The organism is Pollutibacter soli, from assembly GCA_029269725.1.
GTDB lineage: Bacteria > Bacteroidota > Bacteroidia > Chitinophagales > Chitinophagaceae > Pollutibacter > Pollutibacter soli.
This window is the reverse complement of sequence record JARJHS010000003.1, coordinates 615,652-637,925: the sequence shown is the minus strand read 5'-3', so window position 1 is coordinate 637,925 and position 22,274 is coordinate 615,652. Positions and strand designations below refer to the sequence as shown.

At 43.2% G+C, this 22,274-nt stretch carries 16 protein-coding genes and 1 riboswitch; of the genes, 6 read left to right on the top strand and 10 right to left on the bottom strand.

Annotated features, from left to right (window positions below):
• The 6 genes from P2W82_RS10990 to P2W82_RS10965 form a co-directional block, all read right to left on the bottom strand.
• Positions 1 to 3,240: an efflux RND transporter permease subunit gene (locus tag P2W82_RS10990; protein WP_336515930.1), complete on the bottom strand. Its 3,240-nt coding sequence runs from the start codon at positions 3,238 to 3,240 to the stop codon at positions 1 to 3.
• Between the two features lie 8 nt (positions 3,241 to 3,248).
• On the bottom strand, positions 3,249 to 4,634 hold the full coding sequence (locus P2W82_RS10985) for a TolC family protein (RefSeq protein WP_336515929.1): 1,386 nt from the start codon (positions 4,632 to 4,634) through the stop codon (positions 3,249 to 3,251).
• Positions 4,635 to 4,717: 83 nt separating this feature from the next.
• A complete protein-coding gene (locus tag P2W82_RS10980) occupies positions 4,718 to 5,089 on the bottom strand; it encodes a hypothetical protein (protein ID WP_336515928.1) in 372 nt (123 codons plus the stop codon).
• 395 nt (positions 5,090 to 5,484) lie between these two features.
• Positions 5,485 to 6,741, bottom strand: coding sequence for a homoserine dehydrogenase (locus P2W82_RS10975; protein ID WP_336515927.1), 1,257 nt, complete (start codon positions 6,739 to 6,741; stop codon positions 5,485 to 5,487).
• A 7-nt stretch (positions 6,742 to 6,748) separates the two neighbouring features.
• Positions 6,749 to 7,801, bottom strand: a complete 1,053-nt coding sequence (locus tag P2W82_RS10970; RefSeq protein WP_336515926.1) for a homoserine O-acetyltransferase family protein — start codon at positions 7,799 to 7,801, stop codon at positions 6,749 to 6,751.
• On the bottom strand, positions 7,788 to 9,113 hold the full coding sequence (locus tag P2W82_RS10965; RefSeq protein WP_336515925.1) for an O-acetylhomoserine aminocarboxypropyltransferase/cysteine synthase family protein: 1,326 nt from the start codon (positions 9,111 to 9,113) through the stop codon (positions 7,788 to 7,790). The genes P2W82_RS10970 and P2W82_RS10965 overlap by 14 nt, the downstream gene beginning before the upstream one ends.
• Before the next feature lie 380 nt (positions 9,114 to 9,493).
• Positions 9,494 to 9,600, bottom strand: a riboswitch (SAM riboswitch).
• A 374-nt stretch (positions 9,601 to 9,974) separates the two neighbouring features.
• Here P2W82_RS10965 and P2W82_RS10960 point away from each other — a divergent pair.
• Genes P2W82_RS10960 through P2W82_RS10950 form a run of 3 tightly spaced genes read left to right on the top strand, consistent with a single transcriptional unit; the run spans position 9,975 to position 14,419 of the window.
• The gene (locus tag P2W82_RS10960) at positions 9,975 to 11,024 is read left to right on the top strand and encodes a glycosyltransferase family 4 protein (RefSeq protein ID WP_336515924.1); all 1,050 of its coding nucleotides are present in this window, start codon (positions 9,975 to 9,977) and stop codon (positions 11,022 to 11,024) included.
• Between the two features lie 46 nt (positions 11,025 to 11,070).
• Complete coding sequence (uvrA, locus tag P2W82_RS10955; protein WP_336515923.1) at positions 11,071 to 13,893, top strand: excinuclease ABC subunit UvrA; 2,823 nt, start codon at positions 11,071 to 11,073, stop codon at positions 13,891 to 13,893.
• Between the two features lies 1 nt (position 13,894).
• The gene (locus P2W82_RS10950; protein ID WP_336515922.1) at positions 13,895 to 14,419 is read left to right on the top strand and encodes a 5' nucleotidase, NT5C type; all 525 of its coding nucleotides are present in this window, start codon (positions 13,895 to 13,897) and stop codon (positions 14,417 to 14,419) included.
• 250 nt (positions 14,420 to 14,669) lie between these two features.
• On the opposite strand, the gene P2W82_RS10945 is transcribed toward P2W82_RS10950, so the two are convergent.
• The 3 genes from P2W82_RS10945 to P2W82_RS10935 all read right to left on the bottom strand — a co-directional run bounded on the left by P2W82_RS10945 (position 14,670) and on the right by P2W82_RS10935 (position 17,577).
• Positions 14,670 to 15,644 carry a DUF6089 family protein gene (locus tag P2W82_RS10945; protein ID WP_336515921.1) on the bottom strand — a complete coding sequence of 325 codons (975 nt, stop codon included), beginning with the start codon at positions 15,642 to 15,644 and terminating at the stop codon, positions 14,670 to 14,672.
• A gap of 132 nt (positions 15,645 to 15,776) precedes the next feature.
• Positions 15,777 to 16,226: a GNAT family N-acetyltransferase gene (locus P2W82_RS10940; RefSeq protein WP_336515920.1), complete on the bottom strand. Its 450-nt coding sequence runs from the start codon at positions 16,224 to 16,226 to the stop codon at positions 15,777 to 15,779.
• A gap of 76 nt (positions 16,227 to 16,302) precedes the next feature.
• Positions 16,303 to 17,577, bottom strand: a complete 1,275-nt coding sequence (locus P2W82_RS10935; protein ID WP_336515919.1) for a replication-associated recombination protein A — start codon at positions 17,575 to 17,577, stop codon at positions 16,303 to 16,305.
• A gap of 113 nt (positions 17,578 to 17,690) precedes the next feature.
• Here P2W82_RS10935 and P2W82_RS10930 point away from each other — a divergent pair, with 113 nt between their 5' ends.
• The 3 genes from P2W82_RS10930 (at position 17,691) to P2W82_RS10920 (ending at position 20,798) form a co-directional block, all read left to right on the top strand.
• Positions 17,691 to 18,908 (top strand): glycosyltransferase family 2 protein, encoded by a 1,218-nt coding sequence (locus P2W82_RS10930; protein ID WP_336515918.1) that lies wholly within the window; start codon positions 17,691 to 17,693, stop codon positions 18,906 to 18,908.
• 277 nt (positions 18,909 to 19,185) lie between these two features.
• Positions 19,186 to 19,575 carry a response regulator gene (locus P2W82_RS10925; protein ID WP_336515917.1) on the top strand — a complete coding sequence of 130 codons (390 nt, stop codon included), beginning with the start codon at positions 19,186 to 19,188 and terminating at the stop codon, positions 19,573 to 19,575.
• 17 nt (positions 19,576 to 19,592) lie between these two features.
• Positions 19,593 to 20,798: a sugar transferase gene (locus P2W82_RS10920; protein ID WP_336515916.1), complete on the top strand. Its 1,206-nt coding sequence runs from the start codon at positions 19,593 to 19,595 to the stop codon at positions 20,796 to 20,798.
• Between the two features lie 341 nt (positions 20,799 to 21,139).
• On the opposite strand, the gene P2W82_RS10915 is transcribed toward P2W82_RS10920, so the two are convergent.
• The gene (locus tag P2W82_RS10915) at positions 21,140 to 22,264 is read right to left on the bottom strand and encodes a formyl transferase (RefSeq protein WP_336515915.1); all 1,125 of its coding nucleotides are present in this window, start codon (positions 22,262 to 22,264) and stop codon (positions 21,140 to 21,142) included.
• Positions 22,265 to 22,274 lie beyond the last annotated feature (10 nt).

Genomic DNA, 22,274 nt, shown 5'->3' with positions numbered 1-22,274 from the left:
TTAAGGTTGAATATTTTCAGGCTCTTTATCATAACGTGAAGGCATCAACGAAACAGAAGTGTAACCTGCTTTTTTCTGCAGCCATGCAAATACATGTGGCAGTATGAACAACGCGGTAACGGTGGATGCTGCCAGCCCGCCAATAACCGCACGGCCCAGGGGAGCAGACTGTTCTCCGGCTTCACCCATTCCCAGTGCCATCGGTACCATGCCTGCGATCATCGCAAAACTCGTCATGAGGATCGGCCGCAGGCGAATGGAAGCACTGATCACCGAAGCCTTCGCCGCGTCCCGGTAACTCAATCGTAAACTCTCTGCATTGGTGACTATCAGAATAGCATTCGCAACCGATACACCTGTGGACATGATCATCCCCATATACGATTGAAGGTTCAGGGTGGAACCCGTGATCAGTAACATCACCAGCGATCCGGCAATTACGGCAGGTATGGTGGAAAGAATAGTCAATGCCAGCCGCAGCGACTGATAGTTAGCCGCCAGCAATGCAAGCATCACCAGTATGGCGAACACAAGACCTGTCTGTAAACTGGAAAATGTTTCCACCAGCAGCCCCGACATTCCTTTAACTTCGGTTAGCATTCCCCGTGGTGGCTTTTCCATTTTCTCCATCACTTTTTTTACTGCAGTTGTAGCAGACTCCAGATCTTTCTGATGAATATTAGCACTCACTGTGAGGAAGCGCCGCGGACCGGAACGATCATATTCGCCGGGAACATGCCGAACGCTGAACTCCGCAATTTCTCCCAGCACCGGACTCAGCCGCCCTTTCACCAACGGGATCTCGCGGAGTTCATCCATCGTATTCATTACATATTCCGGGATCTGTACCTGCACCTGGTAGGTATAAGCTTTCTCTTCATCAAGCCACTGATTTTTTTCGGTGAAACGACTGGAAGAAGTACTGGCGGTAACCGAACGCGCGATATCCTGCACATTCAACCCGAGTTGCGCAGCTTTAATACGATCAATGCGGATATCCACCACCGGGAATTCCAGCGGTTGTGCAATCTGTACATCCCTGAGAAAAGAAATCTTCTTTAACCGGCTCACCAGCTTGCCTGCATAGGCTGAAATCTCGTTCATGTCTTTTCCTGCAACGCGCAATTCGATAGGTGTCGCTGCTCCCTGGCTCATGATCTTTTCAGTCAGATCGATCGGTTCAAAACTGATGCGCAGTTCCGGGAAACGGCTCAGGATATTTTTTCTCAATGTTTCCTTCAGGTCATCCATATTCACACGGTACTCCCTGTCCAGATTCACCTGCAGAATCGCTTCATGCGTTCCGGTATTGAAAATGTAAAGATTGCTGGTACCATAACTGCTCGGAATCAAACCGACATAAGCTGAACTGATGGCTACATGATGATTCACTGTGGTATCAATGACCTGCAATACCTGCCGCACCCGCTCTTCCGTACGTTCCAGGCGCGTTCCATCGGGTTCTTTTATTCTCAGCTGGAACTGGCCATTGTTGATTTTCGGCATCATATCCTTGCCGATACTCAAAAATGCCAAGGCTGCAATGCCAATGGATACAACGAAGTACAAAGGGATCAGCCAGTATTTTCCTTTTTGCAAACGTTCAAGTATGCGAATGAATCGCAACTTGACATTTTCAAAAAAATCATTCTCAGCCGGATCATCTCTTTCATGCTGTAAATGATCCTCTACCTGTTGCAGTTCAGCAGCATCCAATGCCTGGCCTGCATGCGCATGCACCTGGCCGTGTTTGTAACGGTATTTTTTTTCTGAGATCATCCAGTTGCTCAATACGGGTACAAGCGTAAGTGCCGCGAAATAAGAAACGATCATTGTAAGACCGATAGATAGTGACAGGGGCAGAAACATGGCCTTCGGAACGCCATTCATCATGAATGAAGGCGCAAACACAGCAAGTATGCACAAGAGGATCAACAGAAGCGGGAACGCCACTTCCTTGCAGGCATCGTATATGGCTACCCGCTTTCCCTTGCCCATTTCCAGGTGCTGGTGAATATTCTCAATTGTAACCGTCGCCTGGTCGACTAAGATCCCGATAGCCAGCGCCAGGCCGCTTAAGGTCATAATATTGATCGTTTGTCCGAACATGCCCAGCAGCAATACACCGATCATAATGGACACAGGGATAGTAATCACCACAATCAGGCTGCTACGCAGATCTCGCAGGAATAATAATACCATCAGGCCTGTAAGAAGAGCTCCCAGCAAACCTTCAGTAACCAGACTTTCGACAGCATTAATTACAAAAACAGACTGATCGAATTCATAAGAGAGATTCACACCATCCGGCAACAGGCTTTGCATTTCCGGCAGTTTTGCTTTCAATTGTTTTACCACTTCCCATGTGGATGCGTCTGCTGTTTTTACGACCGGAATATAAATGGACCGCTTGCCATTAATCAGTGCATAATCCACGGTGATATCTGCTGCGTCGGCAACACGCGCGACATCACGGATCAGTACCGGCACACCATTACGTGATTCAATGGGGATGTCTGAAAATGATTCGACATCCCGGATCAAAGTGTTGATGGTAGTAGTGTACATGGTTTTATCGAGGCGCAGGTTACCGGAGGGCGACATTACATTGAACTTAGCGAGTGAACTCACTACATCATCCGGCGTAAGGTTATAACTTCTAAGCCTGGAGGGATCAACATTCACCGTTATCGCTCTTGAATTTGCTCCAAAAGGTGGTGGGGCAGAGAGCCCGGGCACAGAAGCAAAAGCCGGACGTACACGCGTAGCCGCCAGGTCATAAATTTCTTTCAGGCTTTTTGATTTACCAGTTATCACCAGCTGACCTACCGGCAGAGAAGATGCATCGAAACGAACCACCTGCGGTGGCAATGCACCCGGAGGAAAAAATTTCATGGCACGATTTACCTGCAATGCAACCTGCGCTGAAGCTTCAGCCATATCTGTATTCTCATAAAAATCCAATCGTAACATCGTCAGTCCCTGGATGTTCTTTGCCGTGATATTCTTCACACCATTTACATACAGGAACTGATCCTGTAAACGCGTGGAGAAAAATCCTTCCATCTGCTGGGCGGACATGCCTCCATAAGATTCTATCACATATATGGTGGGCAGGTTCAGCCGGGGAAAAATATCCACCGGGATTCTCAATACCGTCACTATTGAAAATGCCATCAGGCTGATGATGATCACGACAAGCGTGATGGGTTTTTTTAGTGCAGAAGCAATCAATGACATTTCCTGAATCAGTTTGTACGGTTAAAAAATTCATCGAGCCTGTTCTCATTAAAAATCTTTTTCAGGATCGCCACCCAGTAGCCATAGCCAACATTGATCTGATCCGTTTCGGCGTTATACAACATATACAGTGCTGCATTCAGTTCAACGATATTCGTCAGTCCATTCCTGTACAATGAAAACTTCTGACGGTAAGCAGCTTCTGCAGCTTCCAGCTGATGAGGAATTTCTGCAAGCCGGTCGCGGGCAATCGTGAGTTCCGCATCCGATTGACGGATATTCAGTTCCACCAGGTTTTGCTGTTCCGCAATCTGCTTTACAGTAAATGCAGTAAATGCACGTTGTGTATTGAGCTCGTAGCGTTTTCTTTTTTCATCGAAGAGATTATAAGTGATCCCAATGCCAACGAGGTAGTTGCCGCGTTCAAAACCAAATCCGGTATATAGCGGTCTGAATTCATCTGCGGGACTGATGCTGGATCCGCGGCCCCATACGGCCGATTGCAATGCAACCGTCGGCAGGTAACTTTTCTTCACCATGCTTTCACGGTCGATGCTGTTGCGATAAATTGTCCGGTAAAGTTCTACTGCAGGATGGGTAATACTGTCGGTTGCCTGCAATCCGGACTGGCTATAAAACTCCGTGAGCTGATCTACTAACAGACTGTCAGGAATAATATCATCGGGGTCTATACCACTGAGGGCAGAAAGGCTGATCTGAACCTGTTTCACCTGGTTGGTGAGTTCGAGAAACTCCAGCCTGGCTTTACTTAGTTGTGCTTCTGCGATACTCGTGTCCACACCGGCGATAATTCCACTGGCAGCGAGTGCCTGTATCGATCTCCTGATCTGGCTGTTTCTTTCAATATTGCGGGATTGAATGTTCAGCAATTGATTCAGGCGGATCAACTGTAAATATCCTTCGGTGACAAATGCCTGCAGATCGTAGCGGTTCTGTACATAACGGGCACGCTCAACCGCAACGTCAGAGTGTGCCACTTTCAGTTCAGATTGATAGCCGCCGAAATTGTACACCGGCCAGTCGAAGGCAATAACACCCAGGTCGCCGAGAGCAGTACCCGAATTTCCGGATTCCCTTACCCGTGAGTTACCCGGCACGATGCCGTTGGAGAAAAATCCACCCGGCATATTATTATTGGTGCCCAGGTTCATCTGCAGGTTCATTTTCAATGAAGGCAGCCGGTTCAGTTTTGCGGCGGCTTCCCTCGCCTGCACAATGGCGATGGCTGCAGAATCGGAAGCGAGTTTTGGTGCGTGCGAATTCACCCGCGCGATCAGCTCACGTATGGGCAAGGGTTGCTGTGAATAACATTGGGTTCCGCTGCATAACAAGTAAAGCAGGCAGACCGGTACAATAGAATACCTCGAAATCATGCGCTAAGAAGTTTTCGGAACACAGAAAAGCTGACGTTGGCCGGGAGGCAACATGCTTGATATTTCAGAAAAAGGAAAAGATATCAGGAAATGGGCGGACCTCGCTGGCTCGTGGTCGGCCTGAATGCGGAAATGAAAATTATTTGCGGATCCGCGCACTGGTGTGTGTCGGCGAAATAGTAGATCGGTGCGGGCACAGCAGGTGATGACACTGCCATCCAGCTTATCGGAAAATATCTTTTGTTTAGCCGGAGATTGGAAGGCAGCTGATCTTCTTTATCATCTGCAAGAGAAAAACCTGCTTTTTTTTGGGATGCGGAAACTAATACTTCATGCCGGTTTTGTTCTGGCGGAAAAGTGTATCTCAGTGCCCATTGCACAGCAAAGAACTGCAGGTAAAAAAGTACCAGGATCGCTTTGTGCGAAACGCGGTGTGAAGGGTTGAAATAAAGCATCGTTTCAAAAATATTGAAAAATGCGTTTGAACTCAGGAACCTGCAGGATTAATATCAAAATGAAATGTGAATGTTTAGTTAAGCAGAAGTAAAAAGCGGCTCGTATTAATAACTTACCCGAAATCAACTCACAGCCTCGAAGACGCGAAGGTTGCTTAAAGTTTTATCTCAGAGCATCCGTAGAACCCCGGTCTTACCGGCAAAGAGAAGCAATAATAGAAGTTTGAAATGAATAGGAACAATCATTATTAAGTAAAACCATTTTCCCTTTTCTTGTATAAAAAAAGTCGCTGCTATTTGCAACGACTTATCAATTTCATCAACGAAAAACGAACAACGGTCAACAACGAACCGGCTGCTCCCGAGAACCTGCCTTCCGGCAGGCAAGCTGACAACTAAATCAGCCCCGCCAGTTCCAGACTCAACTTTTTAATCTTCCTCACTTCCAGATCCTCAATAATTGCTTCAGGGTATAAAATCAGGGAAGTATTATTTTCTTTCCACCAGCTGTTTTCGCGGAGTTCCGAGAAATGAACAATTCCTACAAGATACTTTCGTTCAGCTTCTGCATGCCATTCTTCAATGGCCATAAATTTATCGCGTGGGATATAACTCCAGTCATCAAAACTGATATAAGCACGTACATAAAAGTCGTTGCTGAGTTCAGCAGCCTGGTGATGAAATCTTTTCTTGTACTCGTACTGATATTGATATCGCAAAGCAGACAGATCACTGAGTACCGCTGATGCAGTAGGAAAACTTCCGGCTCCTTTTCCGTAGAAGAATTGTTTGTCTGCAAAAGAGCTTTCAAGAACAACGCCATTGTATTCATTCTTTACAAAAGAAAGGTGGCCATCCTGGCGAACAAACTGCGGCATTACAAATCCGGCTACTTTTCCGTTCAGTAGTTTTTTTGCTTGTGCCACCAGTTTAATATCAAATCTTTTTTCTTTCGCAACGGCGGCATCAGACGCGTTGATCTGCTGAATGCCGGTAAACGCGATCTGCGACGGATGTTTCAGAATGCCATAAGCATGCATCAGCAGCAGTGACATTTTATTCACCGCGTCAATACCCTCCACATCCAGTTTTGGATCTGATTCCGCAAAACCCAGCTGTTGCGCGAGTAACAGTGCCTCTTTGAAGCCCAGGTTTTCCTCGAACATTTTGGTAAGGATAAAATTCGTTGAGCCGTTGACGATACCACGAAGGGAATGTAAAAGATCGTTATCGTAGTATTCTTCCAGGTTCCTGATCACAGGAATAGAAGCGCAGGCTGCTGCTTCGTACAGGAGCGACCGACCTGTCTCCTTCTGTAAATGCAAAAGCAATTCAAGATTTTCAGCAAGCATTTTTTTGCTTGCGCTTACAACATCCTTTCCGTTTTTTAAAGCAGTTGTAACGATCTCCAGTGCAGCATCGGTTTCATTGATCACTTCAACGATCACGTTAATTTCGGGATCATTCAGTAATTCCCATTTGTCTGTAGTAAACAAAGAGGCGGGCGCTTCTCTTTTTTTGCCTGCATCTTTGATACATACTTTCTTAATGGTTGCTTTTAGTGAAGGAGTCTGCAACAAAACTTTATACAAACCTTCCCCCACAACACCAAATCCAAAAAGCCCGATCGTCAGTTTTTTATGTGTATCCATTTTTCATTTATCGTTTTTCAGCGATACCGGTATATGCCCGGATCACCGATGTAATCTTATCGTATTCAAGTAAAAAACCATCATGCCCATAAAATGAACTGATGACATGCAATTGCGCTACGGGAATGTGCTCAGCAAGAAACGCCTGTTCACTCACCGGGAATAATATGTCAGTTTCAATTCCGATCACCAGGGTTTTAGCCATGATCGTTTTTAATGCAGCTATTGCACCACCCCGTCCTCTGCCCACATGATGCGAATCCATTCCTTTGCTCAGAAAATAATAGCTGAAGGCATTGAATCTTTTCGCGAGTTTTTCACCCTGGTAACGCTGATAGGATTCGCTTCTGAAATTTTCAAGAAGTTCAGGCGCGTCCTCCTGGGTAACCTCATAGGCGCTGTAGTGACGATAGCTGATCAGCGCAAGGGAACGCGCAACCTTCATTCCTTCCAGGCCTGCATTGGCATTGTTCTTATGCCATGTGGGATCATTCTCGATGCAAAGACGTTGTGATGCATTGAATGCACGTCCCCATGAAGAATGAAAGGCATTTGTAGCAATGGGCACAATGAATTCAAAAAGCTGCGGTTCTTCAATTGCCCATTCGATCAACTGCTGCCCACCCATTGATCCACCGATGCCCAGGTAAATTTTTCGGATGCCTAATTCATCCTTTAGAGGGCGATAGGCTCTTGCCATATCGCGCGGTGTGAAGAAAGGAAACTGCCTGTACCAGGGTTCACCTGTTTCAGGATCAAGATCCAGCGGTCCGGTACTGCCATAGCAGCTTCCAGGCATATTTACACAAATAATAAAATGATGTTCCGGATCAAACAATAATCCCTTGCCAATCATACCCGGCCACCATTCTACAGGATTGCTGTTGGCCGTTAATGCATGAAAGATCCAGATTACATTGTCACGGGTTTCATTCAGTTTTCCAATGGTGGAATAATGAAGATGGAAGCCGGGAATTGTTTTTCCCGACTCCATCAAAAACATTTCATCCGTTTTGAAGATGTGATGCGTCAACACTGACCCAACTTCAGTTAAGGGCATATTTTGATTCTGATACTTTTTGAAATGCCTGTTCGAAATCAGCTTTAATATCTTCTATATGCTCAATGCCTACACTTACACGAATCAGGTTGGGTAACACGCCGGATGCCAGCTGTTCGTTTTCTGAAAGTTGCTCGTGTGTAGTAGTAGCAGGATTAATGACAAGTGTTTTTGCATCACCCACATTTGCAAGATGTGAAGCCAGTTTCAATTCGTTGATAAATTTGGCTGCCTTTTCTTTTGTGCCTTTGATACCAAACTGCAGAATACCACCGAATCTGTTCGTCAGGTATTTTTTTGCCAGTTCATGGTAAGGACTGCTACTGAGGCCGGGATACCATACAAATTCAACATCCGGGTGTGACTCCAGCCATGTAGCCAGTGCGAGTGCATTTTCGCAATGACGTTCAACACGAAGTGAAAGTGTTTCCAGTCCCTGCAACAGTAAAAAAGAATTGAACGGACTGAGTGCAGCACCGAAATCGCGCAGACCCTCAACTCTTGCACGGATAATAAATGCAATATTCGGAAGACCTAACGGGTTGTTATAGCCGAAAACATCCCAGAATTTCAAACCGTGATAACCTTCAGAAGGTTCTGTAAACTGCGGGAATTTTCCGTTGGCCCAGTTGTAGTTTCCGCCGTCAACAATTACTCCGCCGATACTGTTTCCATGTCCTCCGATCCATTTGGTAGCAGAGTTCACCACTACGTTTGCACCAAGTTCCAGTGGTTTGATCAGGTATCCGCCGCAACCAAAAGTGTTATCCACGATCAATGGCAGGTCGTATTCTTTTGCGAGGTCAACAAACTTTTTAAAATCGGGAATATTCAACCTTGGATTGCCAACGGTTTCAAGGTAGATCGCCTTAGTATTTTTATCGATCAGCGGTACAAAACTTTCCACATCATCACCGTTTCCAAAACGTACCTCTACACCCAAACGTTTGAATGCAACTTTGAACTGGTTATAAGTACCGCCGTACAGGAATGAAGTACTAATGAAATTATCCCCCGCCTGGAGTATATTATTTAAAGCAAGGAACTGCGCCGCCTGTCCGGAACCTGTTGCAAGCGCTGCAACACCGCCTTCCAATGCTGCCATTCTTTTTTCGAATACATCCGTTGTCGGATTCATTATTCGCGTGTAGATATTACCAAATTCTCTTAGTCCGAAAAGGTTTGCAGCATGTTCTGCGCTGTTGAAACCGTAAGAAGTAGTTTGATAAATAGGTACTGCTCTTGATTTTGTAGTAGGATCTATTTCCTGGCCGGCATGGAGCTGTAGTGTTTCAAATCTGAGATTGCTCATTGTTATCGTTTTTTATGTTGATAAGATGTAAAACAGATCGGGAAATATGACAGTTTTAAGGGAAGGAAAGAGGAGGATACGGGATACGGAATACTGGATACAGGAAGAAGTATTGTTCCCTGTATTCTGTATTCTGTTTTCAGTATTCTCTCAGAAAGCCTACGAATATAGTAGACTTTCCCTTCTTTCCTTCTGATTTTAACAATTTCCGATTACTGGATTACCGGTCATGAATTTTTTTAATTAATACTTTTTATTCCGATGAACCTGGTAAGGATACATTGGAATTGAGCATTTATCCGGAAAGATGAGCGGGCATAAATGAAAAAACCCTTCCAGTCAGAAGGGCTCTATGAAGAATGTCATATAAGCTTTTATCTGACTTATCTGTCCGCCGCAGGCGGATGGAATTGGCACCTTATCCGCCGCGGCGGACAGGTTGTCAAGGCTTCATCGGGCCATCACCCTCTGCCTTTCTGGATAAGATTCGGTTAAAGAACTGGCGCAAAGTTAATCCAGCAGATCGCAAACATCCAAATGAATTTTTTCATTAAGAAATTGTAACAGCTGATTACATATTTGAAATTATTAACTAACTTAACCGGAACCTTGAAAGTTCTGGCAAGTATATTCATTTCTTAGTTTGCATTATTACCTCTGAAAAATTTTAGTAAAAGCACTGACCGAAAGGCCAGACCTTCCCGCCATCCTTACAAATACTATTTCGGCTTGACGTGTTTTTGCTGTTAGTGGGTTGAATAATCATGCGATGCCTGACTACGCTTTGAATACGGACTATGACATCCTTATGTCGTGGGTAAATTTTTATATGTAAGTAACCTATAAAAAATTTTGTACTTCATGAACAAAAAGACTGTTCTGGTAGTTGCTACCAGCAGAAACACAAGGGGAGGAATTTCTGCAGTAGTAAATGCGCATGCGAAATCTGAATTCTGGAAAAACTGGCATTGTCGCTGGATCCCAACCCATAGTGATAAAAGCCGCCTTTTAAGTTTGTATTACTTTGTTTCAGGCTTGTTCAGGCTATTCTGGTATCTGCCGTCTGCAAAGATCGTGCATATTCATCTGAGCCATCCCGTGTCCTTTATCAGGAAATGCTTTTTTTTCTTTCCTGCATATCTCGCGCGAAAAATTATCATTATTCATTTTCATGCTGCTTCTCCTGAAGTAACTATTCATGGCTGGCTGGCGCCACTTTATGTTTTTGTTTTCAAACGTGCACATCGTGTTATTGCCATTTCAGAATCATGGGAGAAAATGATCCGTGATCGTGTACAGGAAGTTTCATTATCGCTGGTATATAACCCAAGTACAAAAAATACTGAACTCGTTGATAAGATGAGTGAAAGCCGCGGCCGCTATATACTTTTTGCCGGCACACTGATCCCACGGAAAGGCTATACGGACCTTATCCAGGCCTTTTCCCGGATAGTAAAAAAACATCCGGATTGGAAGCTGGTCATTGCCGGCAACGGCGACATCCAGCGCGGGCAACGTTTGGCGCAATCGCTGAAAATTCAGGAGGCGGTCGAATTCCCTGGCTGGATCAGCGGAGAGAAAAAAGATGCCTTATTTGGCCAGGCCTCAATTTTTTGTCTGCCAAGTTATGCTGAAGGTTTCCCGATGGCAATTGTAGATGCGATTGCTTACGGCATTCCGGTAGTAACCACTCCTGTGGGAGGAATAACAGACGCGCTGCATAACAACACTGAAATCCTCACATTTACACCCGGAAATATTGAGGAACTGGAGAACGTTCTGGGAAAACTGATTGCTGACGCGAATCTCCGCGATGAACTGAGCAAAAACGCTTCAAGGACGCTTAAATCCAGGTTTGATATAGGTGACGTGAGCCGGAAAATAGATGCAATTTATCAGTCCTTTGTGTAGTAAATTTGCCCTCCTTTTCAGGCAATTTAAAGCATAGGAATTTTTTATGGATGAAGTAATAGAAGTGGTTGGCGCGCGTGTGCATAACCTGAAGAACCTGGACATCACTATTCCCAAAAATAAACTTGTTGTAATCACGGGTATTAGCGGAAGCGGAAAATCTTCGCTGGCGTTTGATACGATTTATGCAGAAGGACAACGGAGGTACATGGAGACCTTCGGAGCTTATGCGAGGCAGTTTATCGGGGAAATGGAGAGACCTGATGTTGATAAGATTTCCGGCCTTTCACCGGTTATTTCCATCGAGCAGAAAACAACGAACAAAAATCCACGATCTACCGTCGGAACGATCACTGAAGTGTATGATTTTCTTCGTTTACTTTTTGCAAGGGCAGGAGAGGCATGGTCATACAACACCGGAAAAAAAATGACCCGTTTCAGTGAAGAAGAAATCGTGGCTGATATTTTCAAAAAATTCAAAGGCAAGAAGCTCACGATTCTTGCACCAGTTGTAAGGGGGCGTAAAGGTCATTATCGTGAATTATTTGAAGAGATAAGAAAGAAAGGATTTCTGAAAGTAAGGGTTGATGGTGAACTGCGCGACCTCGTTCCTAAAATGCAGGTAGATCGATACAAGATTCATGATATTGAAATCGTGATCGATCGTTTACCGGCCACTGCAGAAATGAAATTGCGTCTTACCCAAAGTGTACAGAAAGCGTTGCAGACGGGCAATGATCTTTTGTTTATTCTTCCTGAAACGGGTGAGTTGAAAAGATACAGCCGCCTGCTGATGTGCGAGGATACGGGTCTCTCTTATGAAGAACCTTCACCCAATACATTTTCCTTCAATTCTCCTTATGGCGCATGCCCGGAATGCAAGGGACTCGGACAGATTTACCAGGTAAATCTTGACCTGGTTATTCCCGATCCGGAATTGTCAGTGGAAGCCGGAGGAATAGCACCGTTGGGTGAAGCCCGCGATGCACATTCCTATCGACAGGTGGAGCAGGTGGCAAAAAAGTACAAATTCAGTTTAAAGACACCGATCAAGCAACTTGCGCCGAAGGTTAAGAACGTTTTGTTGTACGGATCGGAAGAAGGAAATGTAAATGAAGCGCCCACATTTGAAGGCACTAGCGAAACAACTTACTACGCTTCAGAATATGAAGGAGTTGTGAACATGATCATACGCTGGTTTTCCGGCACTTCGAGTGACGCTATACGTGAGTGGGCGGAACAATTTATGGAACTGAAAACCTGCCCGCTTTGTAATGGCACACGTCTGAAAAAAGAAAGTCTCTGGTTTAAATTTCATGATAAGAATATTGCTGAGCTGGGAGAAATGAATCTCGATAAAATGCAGCAATGGTTTACCGGTATCGAGAAAAACATATCAGATAAACAAAAAATCATTGCAAAAGATATTCTGAAAGAAATTCGTGAGCGCGTACAGTTTCTGCTGAATGTAGGGCTTAACTACCTTACACTGAACCGTGCAACCAGAACGCTGAGCGGCGGGGAATCGCAACGCATACGCCTCGCAACGCAGATAGGATCGCAATTACAGGGCATCACTTATATACTTGATGAGCCTTCTATCGGATTGCATCAGCGCGATAATCAACGCCTGATCGACGCACTAAAAAATCTCCGTAATGTTGGCAATAGTGTGATTGTGGTAGAACACGATAAAGACATCATGATGGCTGCAGATCACCTCGTGGATATCGGTCCGAGAGCAGGATTGCATGGTGGCGAAATCGTTTCACAGGGAACTCCTGATGATGTATTGCGTTCGCATTCTGAAACAGCGATGTACCTGAACGGGGAGAAAAAAATCAGTGTACCTGCGGAAAGAAGAAAAGGAAACGGCAAAACACTTGAGTTATCCGGAGCAACGGGAAATAACCTGAAAGGTGTAAGCATATCCATGCCTCTCGGGACACTTATCCTTGTAACAGGTGTAAGCGGCAGCGGAAAATCAACACTGATTAACGAAACACTTTATCCGATCCTGAGTCATCACAGTTATGGATCAAGAGTGACGCCGATGCCGTATAAGAAAATCAAGGGGCTGGAGAATATTGATAAAGTAATTGAAATTGATCAGTCACCGATCGGACGTACACCGAGGAGCAATCCTGCTACTTACTGCGGTTTCTTTACAGAGATAAGAACATTGTATGCATCCGTACCTGAAGCAAAGATCCGTGGTTATAACGCAGGTCGTTTTTCATTCAATGTCAAAACCGGCCGTTGTGAAATTTGTGAAGGTGGTGGAATGCGTGTGATTGAAATGAATTTTTTACCGGATGTTTACGTTCCTTGCGAAAAATGTAACGGGAAAAGATACAATCGTGAAACACTGGAAATCCGGTACAAAGGAAAATCCATCAGTGATGTACTGGATATGACTGTTGATGAAGCCGTTGAATTTTTTGTAAATGTTCCTTATCTATATAGAAAAATTAAAGTGTTGCAGGAGGTTGGTCTTGGGTATATTACCATCGGTCAATCCGCTGTAACGCTTAGTGGGGGCGAGGCGCAGCGTGTGAAGCTGGCGACTGAACTTTCGAAAAGAGATACCGGAAAAACTTTTTATATACTTGACGAACCCACCACCGGTCTTCATTTCCAGGACATCAGTCACCTGCTGGAAGTACTGAATAAACTTGTTGATCGTGGTAATACGGTACTGGTGATCGAGCATAATATGGATGTGATAAAAGTGGCAGACTATATTCTCGATCTTGGTCCGGAAGGTGGTGATGGCGGAGGAGAAGTGCTGTTCCAGGGAACGCCCGAGCAATTGGTTAAAATAAAACAAAGTCATACAGCAAAATATCTAAAAGCCGAACTTTCATAGTATGGAAAGAATGATCATTGATATGGACGAAGTTATCGCAGATCCGATGGGCGATATGATACAATGGTATAGAAAAGAATATGGCAAGGATGTAGACTATGATAAAATGAAAGTGGGATCATGGCTTGCAGGTTTCCCTTCCGAGCATCAGGCTATTGTGAGTGAAAGACTGCACAGTGTCGGTTTTTTCAGAAATCTTCCGTTGATTGAAGGTTGTGTTCCCGTGATTGAGGGAATCAACGACAAGTACGAACTATTTATCGTATCGGCAGCAACCGAATTTCCTAATTCATTAAAAGAAAAGCTGGATTGGTTACTGGAGCATTTCCCGTTTCTTAACTGGCGTCAACTCGTTCTTTGCGGGGATAAGCGGATGATCGTTGGTGATCACATGATCGACGACCACGCGCGTAATCTTATCCATTTCCCTGGTCAGAAATATCTCTTCAATACCCCACATAATGTTGATGTAACAGGCTACAAAAGGATCAGCAACTGGGAAGAAGCTGCAGAGATCTTTCTATGAACCGGCTGTGCAATGTTTAACGTTTAACGTTGAAGTCTGAACCTCCTTAAAAACAAAAATGGAAAAATACCGGGTATCCGTTGCGGGATGAGCCTGATATTTTTCCAGTTTTCGGTTCGTGTGTACGTGTGGGTCAATAGCCTGATTGTAAAGACAATTCAGCTTTCGGTAAGGAACGGATTAATGAAAAAATTTGAAAGGACTTTTGAAAAAGCATGCTGACAACAGCATGCTTTTTTAGTATGATTGATCAGAATCTGACAACAGGGCAGCGTGTACCTCTGAGGTAGCTTCTGTTTGGATCACCGATGCGGAATCCAAATTTCAAAGTAGTTGAGTAATATGAATCGTTCTGACCAGGATTACCTCTTTTCTTTCCGGGCTCATAGCTTGTGCGGTAGTTACCACCATTTGCATAAGCTGCTTTGTTAGCCATCTGACGCGCGATATCTGCAGTTGCAGAACCTGCACCGAAGTAATCATAGAAATCCTGTGAATCGATATATTTTGTACTTACATCATCGATATAATCAGTGAAAGTAACCCTATGCAGAATTTCAAAACTGACGTTGAATTTTTCGTTTACGAAGTATTTAACACCCAATCCCATAGGAACATTCACCTGGGTAAGATTATATTCTTTTCTATCTGGATGATTTGACATTCCCTGGCCTTCTGTACGAAGCGGTTTCAATTCAACCCATTCGTGACGTCCGTTAGGAGTAATATATTCTGCTTTTGGATTGAAGTGGAAAAGACCAATTCCAATAATACCGTATGGACGGAGTTTGCGATAAAGGTCAGTAGGATCTTCTTCAAAAATTGCAGTAGGGTAAAATTCTGCTCCTACAAATAATTCGAGAAGTGAAGATTTAAAATGTTGATTTCTGGCGCGGCGGGCTTCTTCCCAGCCACCTTTTCCTTTGATTATACTGTCAGCACCTTCCAGCTTTCCGAAGTTGAACATCAATCTGAAATTGATGATTTCATTCGGTGCGACAGAAGCAAATATGCCGGGCATGATCCTGGTCAGGCCGAAATTATTATCCTTAATGAAAGTCTGTCCTTTACCTACACGACCTCCAAGATCTCCAAGAAAGTTGGATGGACCAATGCTGATACCTGCTTCAAATTTCATTTGTGCAGATACGCCTAAGATTGAGGAAGAAACGATTAGGGTTAAAAGTACAGATTTCCAGAGCCAGGAACGTACACTTTTTTTCATGATACCGGATTTGGATTTTCAAAAGTTTGGACTGTGAAATAACGCTTCGCAGTACCGAAATATTTTATCCGGTATAAAAATTCAACGCTTTGAAGATGAGCGTAAAATAACTAATGATGAATTGTATAACTACTAGTAAAGCAACATTTCAATGTGTTCAATTCCGTCTTCCATATATACATCACTCACTGTGTTAAAGCCAAGTGAAGAATAGAATTTTTTCAGATATAATTGTGCTCCGATCCTTATCGGTTGATTACCAAATATTTCTTTTGCATGCGAAATTGATTTTTCCATCAGCATTCTTCCTGCACCTGAATTTCTTGCGGCTTTCGCCGCAATCACGCGCCCGATCGAGGTTTCAGCGAATGACAATCCCGCGGGAAGAATGCGTGCATATGCAATCAACTGATCATCAACATATCCTGCAACATGATATGATTGCTGATCTTTATCATCCATATCAAGAAAAATGCATTGCTGTTCAACAACAAAAATTTCACTTCTCAATCGCAAAATGTTGTACAACTCGTTAGTTGTCAATTCATCAAAACTTTTACAATTCCATCTTATTTCACTCATACTAAAATTGAAATCAATCTTTTATTTAATTCGGTTATTCTAAAACGTTAGAAAACGAATTTTTTAGCACTTGTAATCAGTATCCATACTTCTCTTTCCATCTTTCGCGCAGAAATTTTCTTATTTCTTCTTCTCTTGCATTTTTTTGCGGACTATAAAAAGTGCTATTACGTAGTTTTTCAGGAAGATATTCCTGCAAAACAAAATTACCGGCGTGATTATGAGGGTATTCGTAATCGTTGCCATAGCCAATCTTTTTCATAAGTCCGGTCGGGGCATTGCGGATATGCATGGGCACTGCCAGGTCGCCAGTGGCCCTGACTGAAGCGAGGGCATTTTCGATGGCCATATAGCTGGCATTGCTTTTTGGTGAAGTGGCCAGGTAAATGGCGCATTGGCTGAGAATGATCCTGGCTTCAGGGTTCCCGATCTTGTTGACCGCTTCAAAACAGGCATTCGCCAAAACCAGGGCGGTTGGATTGGCGTTCCCGATATCCTCGCTCGCCAGAACAACCATTCGCCGGGCAATAAATTTGATGTCTTCGCCGCCCTCCAGCATCCTGGCCAGCCAGTAAACGGCTCCATTCGGGTCGCTTCCCTTCATCGATTTGATAAAAGCAGAAATAATATCATAGTGCTGTTCACCTTGTTTATCATAGAGCGCCATTTTTTGCTGCAGATTATTCATCACCATGTCATCGGTGATTACGGGATTTTCATCCGGAGCAGAGGCTACGGTCAGCTCCAGGAGATTCAACAACTTCCTTCCGTCACCTCCCGAAAACCTGAACAATGCCTCGTATTCCGCGATGGTGATGTTTTTTTCCTGTAAAACAGGATCTGTCGCGATTGCCTTATCCAGCAGCTTTCTTAAACTATCTGTATTCAACGGGCGAAGTACAAATACCTGGCAGCGGGAAAGAAGCGCACTGTTCACTTCAAATGAAGGGTTTTCTGTTGTGGCTCCAATTAAAGTAACAGTGCCTTTTTCCACAGCCCCAAGCAATGCGTCTTGTTGCCCTTTGTTGAACCTGTGTATTTCATCGATGAAGAGAATTGATCCTTCATTATTTTTGGCTTCTTCAATTACTTCGCGGATATCTTTTACCCCAGCACTAATCGCACTTAAAACATAAAACTTTTTTGAAGTTGCGTGCGCGATAATATTCGCAATTGTCGTTTTTCCGGTGCCGGGAGGTCCCCAAAGAATCATCGATGGAACTGTACCTCTCTCTATTGCATTTCGCAGAATACTTCCCGGTCCGGTCAGATGCTCCTGGCCTGTCAGATCTTCCAGCTTTTCAGGCCGCATGCGTTCTGCAAGTGGTGCCGTATTGTTCTCGTTTTTCATTCCTGCTTCAATTTATCAAAACCTCAATAATATTCTCATCGCAATACTCCGGAAGGAAATCCACCTTTCATAATCCAATAATTCTGACTTCGTTTCATTATTTTACTGCCCGCATGGACATTCTTCAAATTATATTCTGGTTACTTCTCCTTGGTGTGTTCTACACCTATGCCGGGTATGGAATTTTCGTTTGGCTTTGGCTGAAAGTTCAAAAGATATTGGGGAAATATAAAAACAAAGATAACACCGCTTTCCCTCACCCGTCCGTTGCAATGATCATTCCTGCTTATAATGAAAGTGAGGTTATCGAACAAAAGATCAACAACAGTTTGTCTCTGAAGTATCCACCCGGTTTGTTCAGAATTGTTGTGATCAGTGACGGTTCAAATGATAGCACGCCAGAGATTGTGAAAAGATTTCCCAGCATATTTCTCCTGCACCAGGATGAGCGAAAAGGAAAAGCATCAGCAATGAATCGCGCAGCAGCTTTTTGTCATGATTCAGATATTCTTGTTTTTACTGATGCAAATACCATGATCAATCCTGATGCATTGATGTTGATTATTCAGCATTACAGTGACAAAAAAGTTGGAGGTGTATCCGGAGAAAAAAAAGTATTGACAGTCGACGGTCAGGCAGAAGGTGAGAGCGCCTATTGGAAATATGAATCATTTTTGAAAAAACTGGATGCAGAATTTTACTCGATTGTTGGTGCTGCAGGAGAGTTGTTTTCTGTACGTAGTAAATTATACCGCGATCTCCAACGGGATACCATACTCGACGATTTTATCCTTTCGCTCGATGTTTGCAGGCAGGGTTATGTCATCAGTTATGAACCTGGTGCTGTTGCAAGCGAATTACCTTCTCAAAATATCGAAGAAGAAAAAAAACGAAAAAAAAGGATAGGCGCAGGCGCATTCCAGGGAATGAAAAGAATGTCCTCATTACTAAATATTTTTAAATGGGGGAAACTTTCGTTTCAATACATTTCGCGTCGCGTATTGCGATGGGCATTTTGTCCGCCTGCGTTACCGCTGATATTTTTTCTTAATATATTAATCGTATCACTGACAAATAATAAGCCTCTTCTTTATAAAGTATTACTAGGGTCCCAGATCGCTTTTTATGTTTTCGCATTTTTTGGCTGGCTGATGACACGAAATAAACTGCGAAAACTCAGTTTATTCTTTATTCCTTACTATTTCGTATTCATGAACTTTACTATCTGGGCTGGGTTATTCAGGTATTTAAGAGGAAGACAGTCAGTGCTTTGGGAAAAATCAGAAAGAGCTGATCGAAAAATTACATACATTGATCGTAAAAATACCTGATTTTGCGTATAAATTCTCTTTCTGTATTTGGTTTAATGAATTTTGTTTATATCTTTAACCTCGTATTCAACCCAATCAGTTTTTATTCCATTTTCTTTTCGAGAAACCGGTGTTAAATAAGCACCAAGCCCTTTATCCTTCATAAAACATCTGTTCGTTTTCTTCCAATTCCATTGAAGCAGGATTTCTGATTTCTTAGCGAGCAACTGAAAGTTCCAATTTCATATGATCCACGGTTGATCCAACCGGATTCATAACTTTTTACTTCCCTAAGAAAATGAGAAAGGAAATTTTGGTAATTGATGATAGTAAGGCAATGAGATTCATGTTGCATACTATTCTAAAAAAGCATTACAAAGTAATTTCTGTTCCTGATGGTCTGAGTGCAATGTATTATCTGAGAAATGCACAGCAACCAGATCTGATCATTATGGATCCTGAACTTCCGGATTTTAATGACTGGGAACTTGTAAAATATTTAACAGGCAGCCACCTGTTTTCAGGAATTCCCCTGATGGTTATATCAGGAGAAAATGAAGAAGATACCCGTGCAAAATCAGTCAACTACGGAGTTGCTGATTTCTTCCTTAAACCGTTCAATCCACTTCGTTTGTTTGAAGCAGTGGATAACATTATGGTCAACAGGATCGCGGAGAAAATATATTAATCCGTTACAACCCCTTAATGAAACACACTATGCAGATTGAACATTTACCCCAACGTAACTCGACATACAAGTACGTTAAAATACGGAAGGAAGAAACGGGCTCCCAGGCTGATGCTTTCCTGTACATCGGCGGTGAAAAAGAAATCTTCCAGGAACTTTTCAATAATTTCAATACAGGGCATAGCTGTTCAGATATTCCGGAAGCACTTCAGGTTTTACGTCAGCTCAGCTTTAAAAGCGCAGTTCCTCAGTTTATATTTATAGATCTTGATTTTTCAAATGAAAATCTGGTTGTATTAAAGCAGTTCTTAGGAGCTGAACTTTCATTTTCACAAACACAGATTTTTTACAACATCCGCAGACTTTCAGCTGCGGATAAACGTAAAGTGATTGCAAATAAAATGGTGGATGAGCTGGTTGATCTGAAAACTGAAATCGCTCTTATCGCCGGTAAGATTGAGTTTTTGAAAAAAATGAAGTCTGAGTTTAATGCACGAAATCAGCAGATCCGCATTGAAACCCAGGAATCAGATCTTACAGGAAGAAAAAACGTGGTGAAAAGAGCGGTTGATATCGTTTTATCTGGCCTCGCGCTGATCATCCTGATGCCTGTTTTCATCCTGATTGCCCTTGCGATTAAGATCGAATCCCGGGGTCCGGTTTTCTATAACTCATATCGCGCAGGCAGAGGTTATAAAGTTTTCAAATTTTTCAAGTTCAGAACAATGAAAGTAGGTGCTGATCGGATGATCAATTCGATGCTTCACCTGAATAAATACAATACTTCCCTGGGTCCTGTGTTCTTTAAAATTCAAAACGATCCCAGGATTACTAAAGTAGGTTCATTCCTCAGGTCAACCGGCCTGGACGAATTGCCTCAATTGTACAATGTGCTGATCGGTGAAATGTCTGTTGTCGGTAATCGTCCACTGCCTTTATACGAAGCTTCAACGCTTACTACTGATGTGTGGGCTGAAAGGTTTATGGCTCCCGCCGGAATTACCGGTCTGTGGCAGATTATGAACCGCAAGAATGCCATCGTTTCAGTAGAAGAAAGGATCAGCATGGACATTGAGTATGCAAGAAAAAATAATTTCCTGATGGATTTTTCCATTATGCTGAATACCCCTGGTGTGATTATGAAAGAAATACCCGTTCCTGAAAGTGGACTGACCAATTTCAACGCTCCGGTTAAACTGCAACCCGAATTCAGCAAAATGTAACCGGGTTGAAAGTTTAAGGTTCATCGTTAAAAGTTTACCGTTTAAAATTCTGACGTCGCTGCTGAAAAGCAGCGACTTTTTTTAGTTCAATTCAGACTTATGGCAAGCAGGTCGGAACAGCCATTTGTTAATCCATGGTTCAACTTATCTGAAATTAAATGGTGTTGAGAAAGTGAGCGACTTCTGAGATTAAAAAGTAAAAGCTGCGACTAACTGGCCTTGGAGGGAAAATATTACGAGACGTCGGGATAACTTTTCGGAAAATTTTTATTCCATCTCTTTTTTTATTGATGGGATCAACAATTTTTTTCTGAATCACCGGCCATTTCAACTTTGAACTTTCAACTCTTCCCAAGCACTTCCTTTTCCGTATACTCTACCAGCCATGGATGCATTTCATAGTACGTATGTCCCTGGTCCGCGCGGTTGGGAACTGCTTTGAATTGTGGCGAAGCGAGATATTTGATTGCCTGTACAACCCTGCCAGTCAACGTCTGGCGGATTTTAGAGCGAAGTCCTTCAAGCGAATTAATTCCTGAAACATCCGGTTGATCATAACCGATAATTGGTCCGCTATCAATACCTGTTTCTGTAAAGTGTAAACTTGGTATCACGGGAAAACCAAGAAGCACCGACCATGCGATGGTCGATTTTCCTCTCAGGAAAGGAAGCATTCCCCAATGATCATTAATCAATGCAATGCGGAATGAATCGATGATATTCTTCCTGATGATAAAATTGAGTTTATGAAATCCGATATCAAACCTTCTTTCATCGAGGATAGTTTTGATCCTTTCATCTTTCGGGTCAAAATTCAATGTCTGAAATTTGTAAGGATTCCCTTTTAAAATTGATGCAGCTTTTATCAGCAGTGGATTTCCGGCGATAAAACGAATGTATTTATTCGGATGATAGGGGATGAAAAATTGCTCTACATGAAAGCCTGCTTTTTTCAGTTCGCGGTGAATCGATCCGAAAAAAACAGGATTACCGATCAGGCATACCCGAAGTTTGGTGTCCGGTTGATGAGTGCCATTTCTCATCACATCGCCCTGTAATAAATCTTTTGTTATTGAAAGTTCTGACGGCCCAATCGAATGACATTTATTCTTCCCACAATTCTTATTGAAATGCGCCAGGCACAATTCATGATCATTCGCAGAGGTGTTTCCATTGTCAGAGAACCAGAGGTATTCATTAAAATACCTGACATCAGAAGTGATCAGGTAAGCCAATACAAAAAACTGAATTGCTCTTTGTTTTTGCTCTGGAGTAAAAGAAGATTTCTTCTTGATATGGATCGAAAAAAATGCTTTTTCAAATATTTCCGGCCTGGTGTGAAGGTTGTACTTGATATCATTCCAATCGGGTTCCTTATCCAGGATATCTTTTCCTGAAAATGAAAGTGCCGGCGAATCAGGAACACTGAATCGCAGAAGTTCGTCTTTGCGTCGGTTGATATCCACCTGTACCAGT

Coding starts and splice junctions, on each gene's coding strand:
- P2W82_RS10990 (WP_336515930.1), bottom strand. CDS start 3,240: ATGTCATTGATTGCTTCTGCACTAAAAAAACCCATCACGCTTGTCGTG.
- P2W82_RS10985 (WP_336515929.1), bottom strand. CDS start 4,634: ATGATTTCGAGGTATTCTATTGTACCGGTCTGCCTGCTTTACTTGTTA.
- P2W82_RS10980 (WP_336515928.1), bottom strand. CDS start 5,089: ATGCTTTATTTCAACCCTTCACACCGCGTTTCGCACAAAGCGATCCTG.
- P2W82_RS10975 (WP_336515927.1), bottom strand. CDS start 6,741: ATGGATACACATAAAAAACTGACGATCGGGCTTTTTGGATTTGGTGTT.
- P2W82_RS10970 (WP_336515926.1), bottom strand. CDS start 7,801: ATGCCCTTAACTGAAGTTGGGTCAGTGTTGACGCATCACATCTTCAAA.
- P2W82_RS10965 (WP_336515925.1), bottom strand. CDS start 9,113: ATGAGCAATCTCAGATTTGAAACACTACAGCTCCATGCCGGCCAGGAA.
- P2W82_RS10960 (WP_336515924.1), top strand. CDS start 9,975: ATGAACAAAAAGACTGTTCTGGTAGTTGCTACCAGCAGAAACACAAGG.
- uvrA (WP_336515923.1), top strand. CDS start 11,071: ATGGATGAAGTAATAGAAGTGGTTGGCGCGCGTGTGCATAACCTGAAG.
- P2W82_RS10950 (WP_336515922.1), top strand. CDS start 13,895: ATGGAAAGAATGATCATTGATATGGACGAAGTTATCGCAGATCCGATG.
- P2W82_RS10945 (WP_336515921.1), bottom strand. CDS start 15,644: ATGAAAAAAAGTGTACGTTCCTGGCTCTGGAAATCTGTACTTTTAACC.
- P2W82_RS10940 (WP_336515920.1), bottom strand. CDS start 16,226: ATGAGTGAAATAAGATGGAATTGTAAAAGTTTTGATGAATTGACAACT.
- P2W82_RS10935 (WP_336515919.1), bottom strand. CDS start 17,577: ATGAAAAACGAGAACAATACGGCACCACTTGCAGAACGCATGCGGCCT.
- P2W82_RS10930 (WP_336515918.1), top strand. CDS start 17,691: ATGGACATTCTTCAAATTATATTCTGGTTACTTCTCCTTGGTGTGTTC.
- P2W82_RS10925 (WP_336515917.1), top strand. CDS start 19,186: ATGAGAAAGGAAATTTTGGTAATTGATGATAGTAAGGCAATGAGATTC.
- P2W82_RS10920 (WP_336515916.1), top strand. CDS start 19,593: ATGAAACACACTATGCAGATTGAACATTTACCCCAACGTAACTCGACA.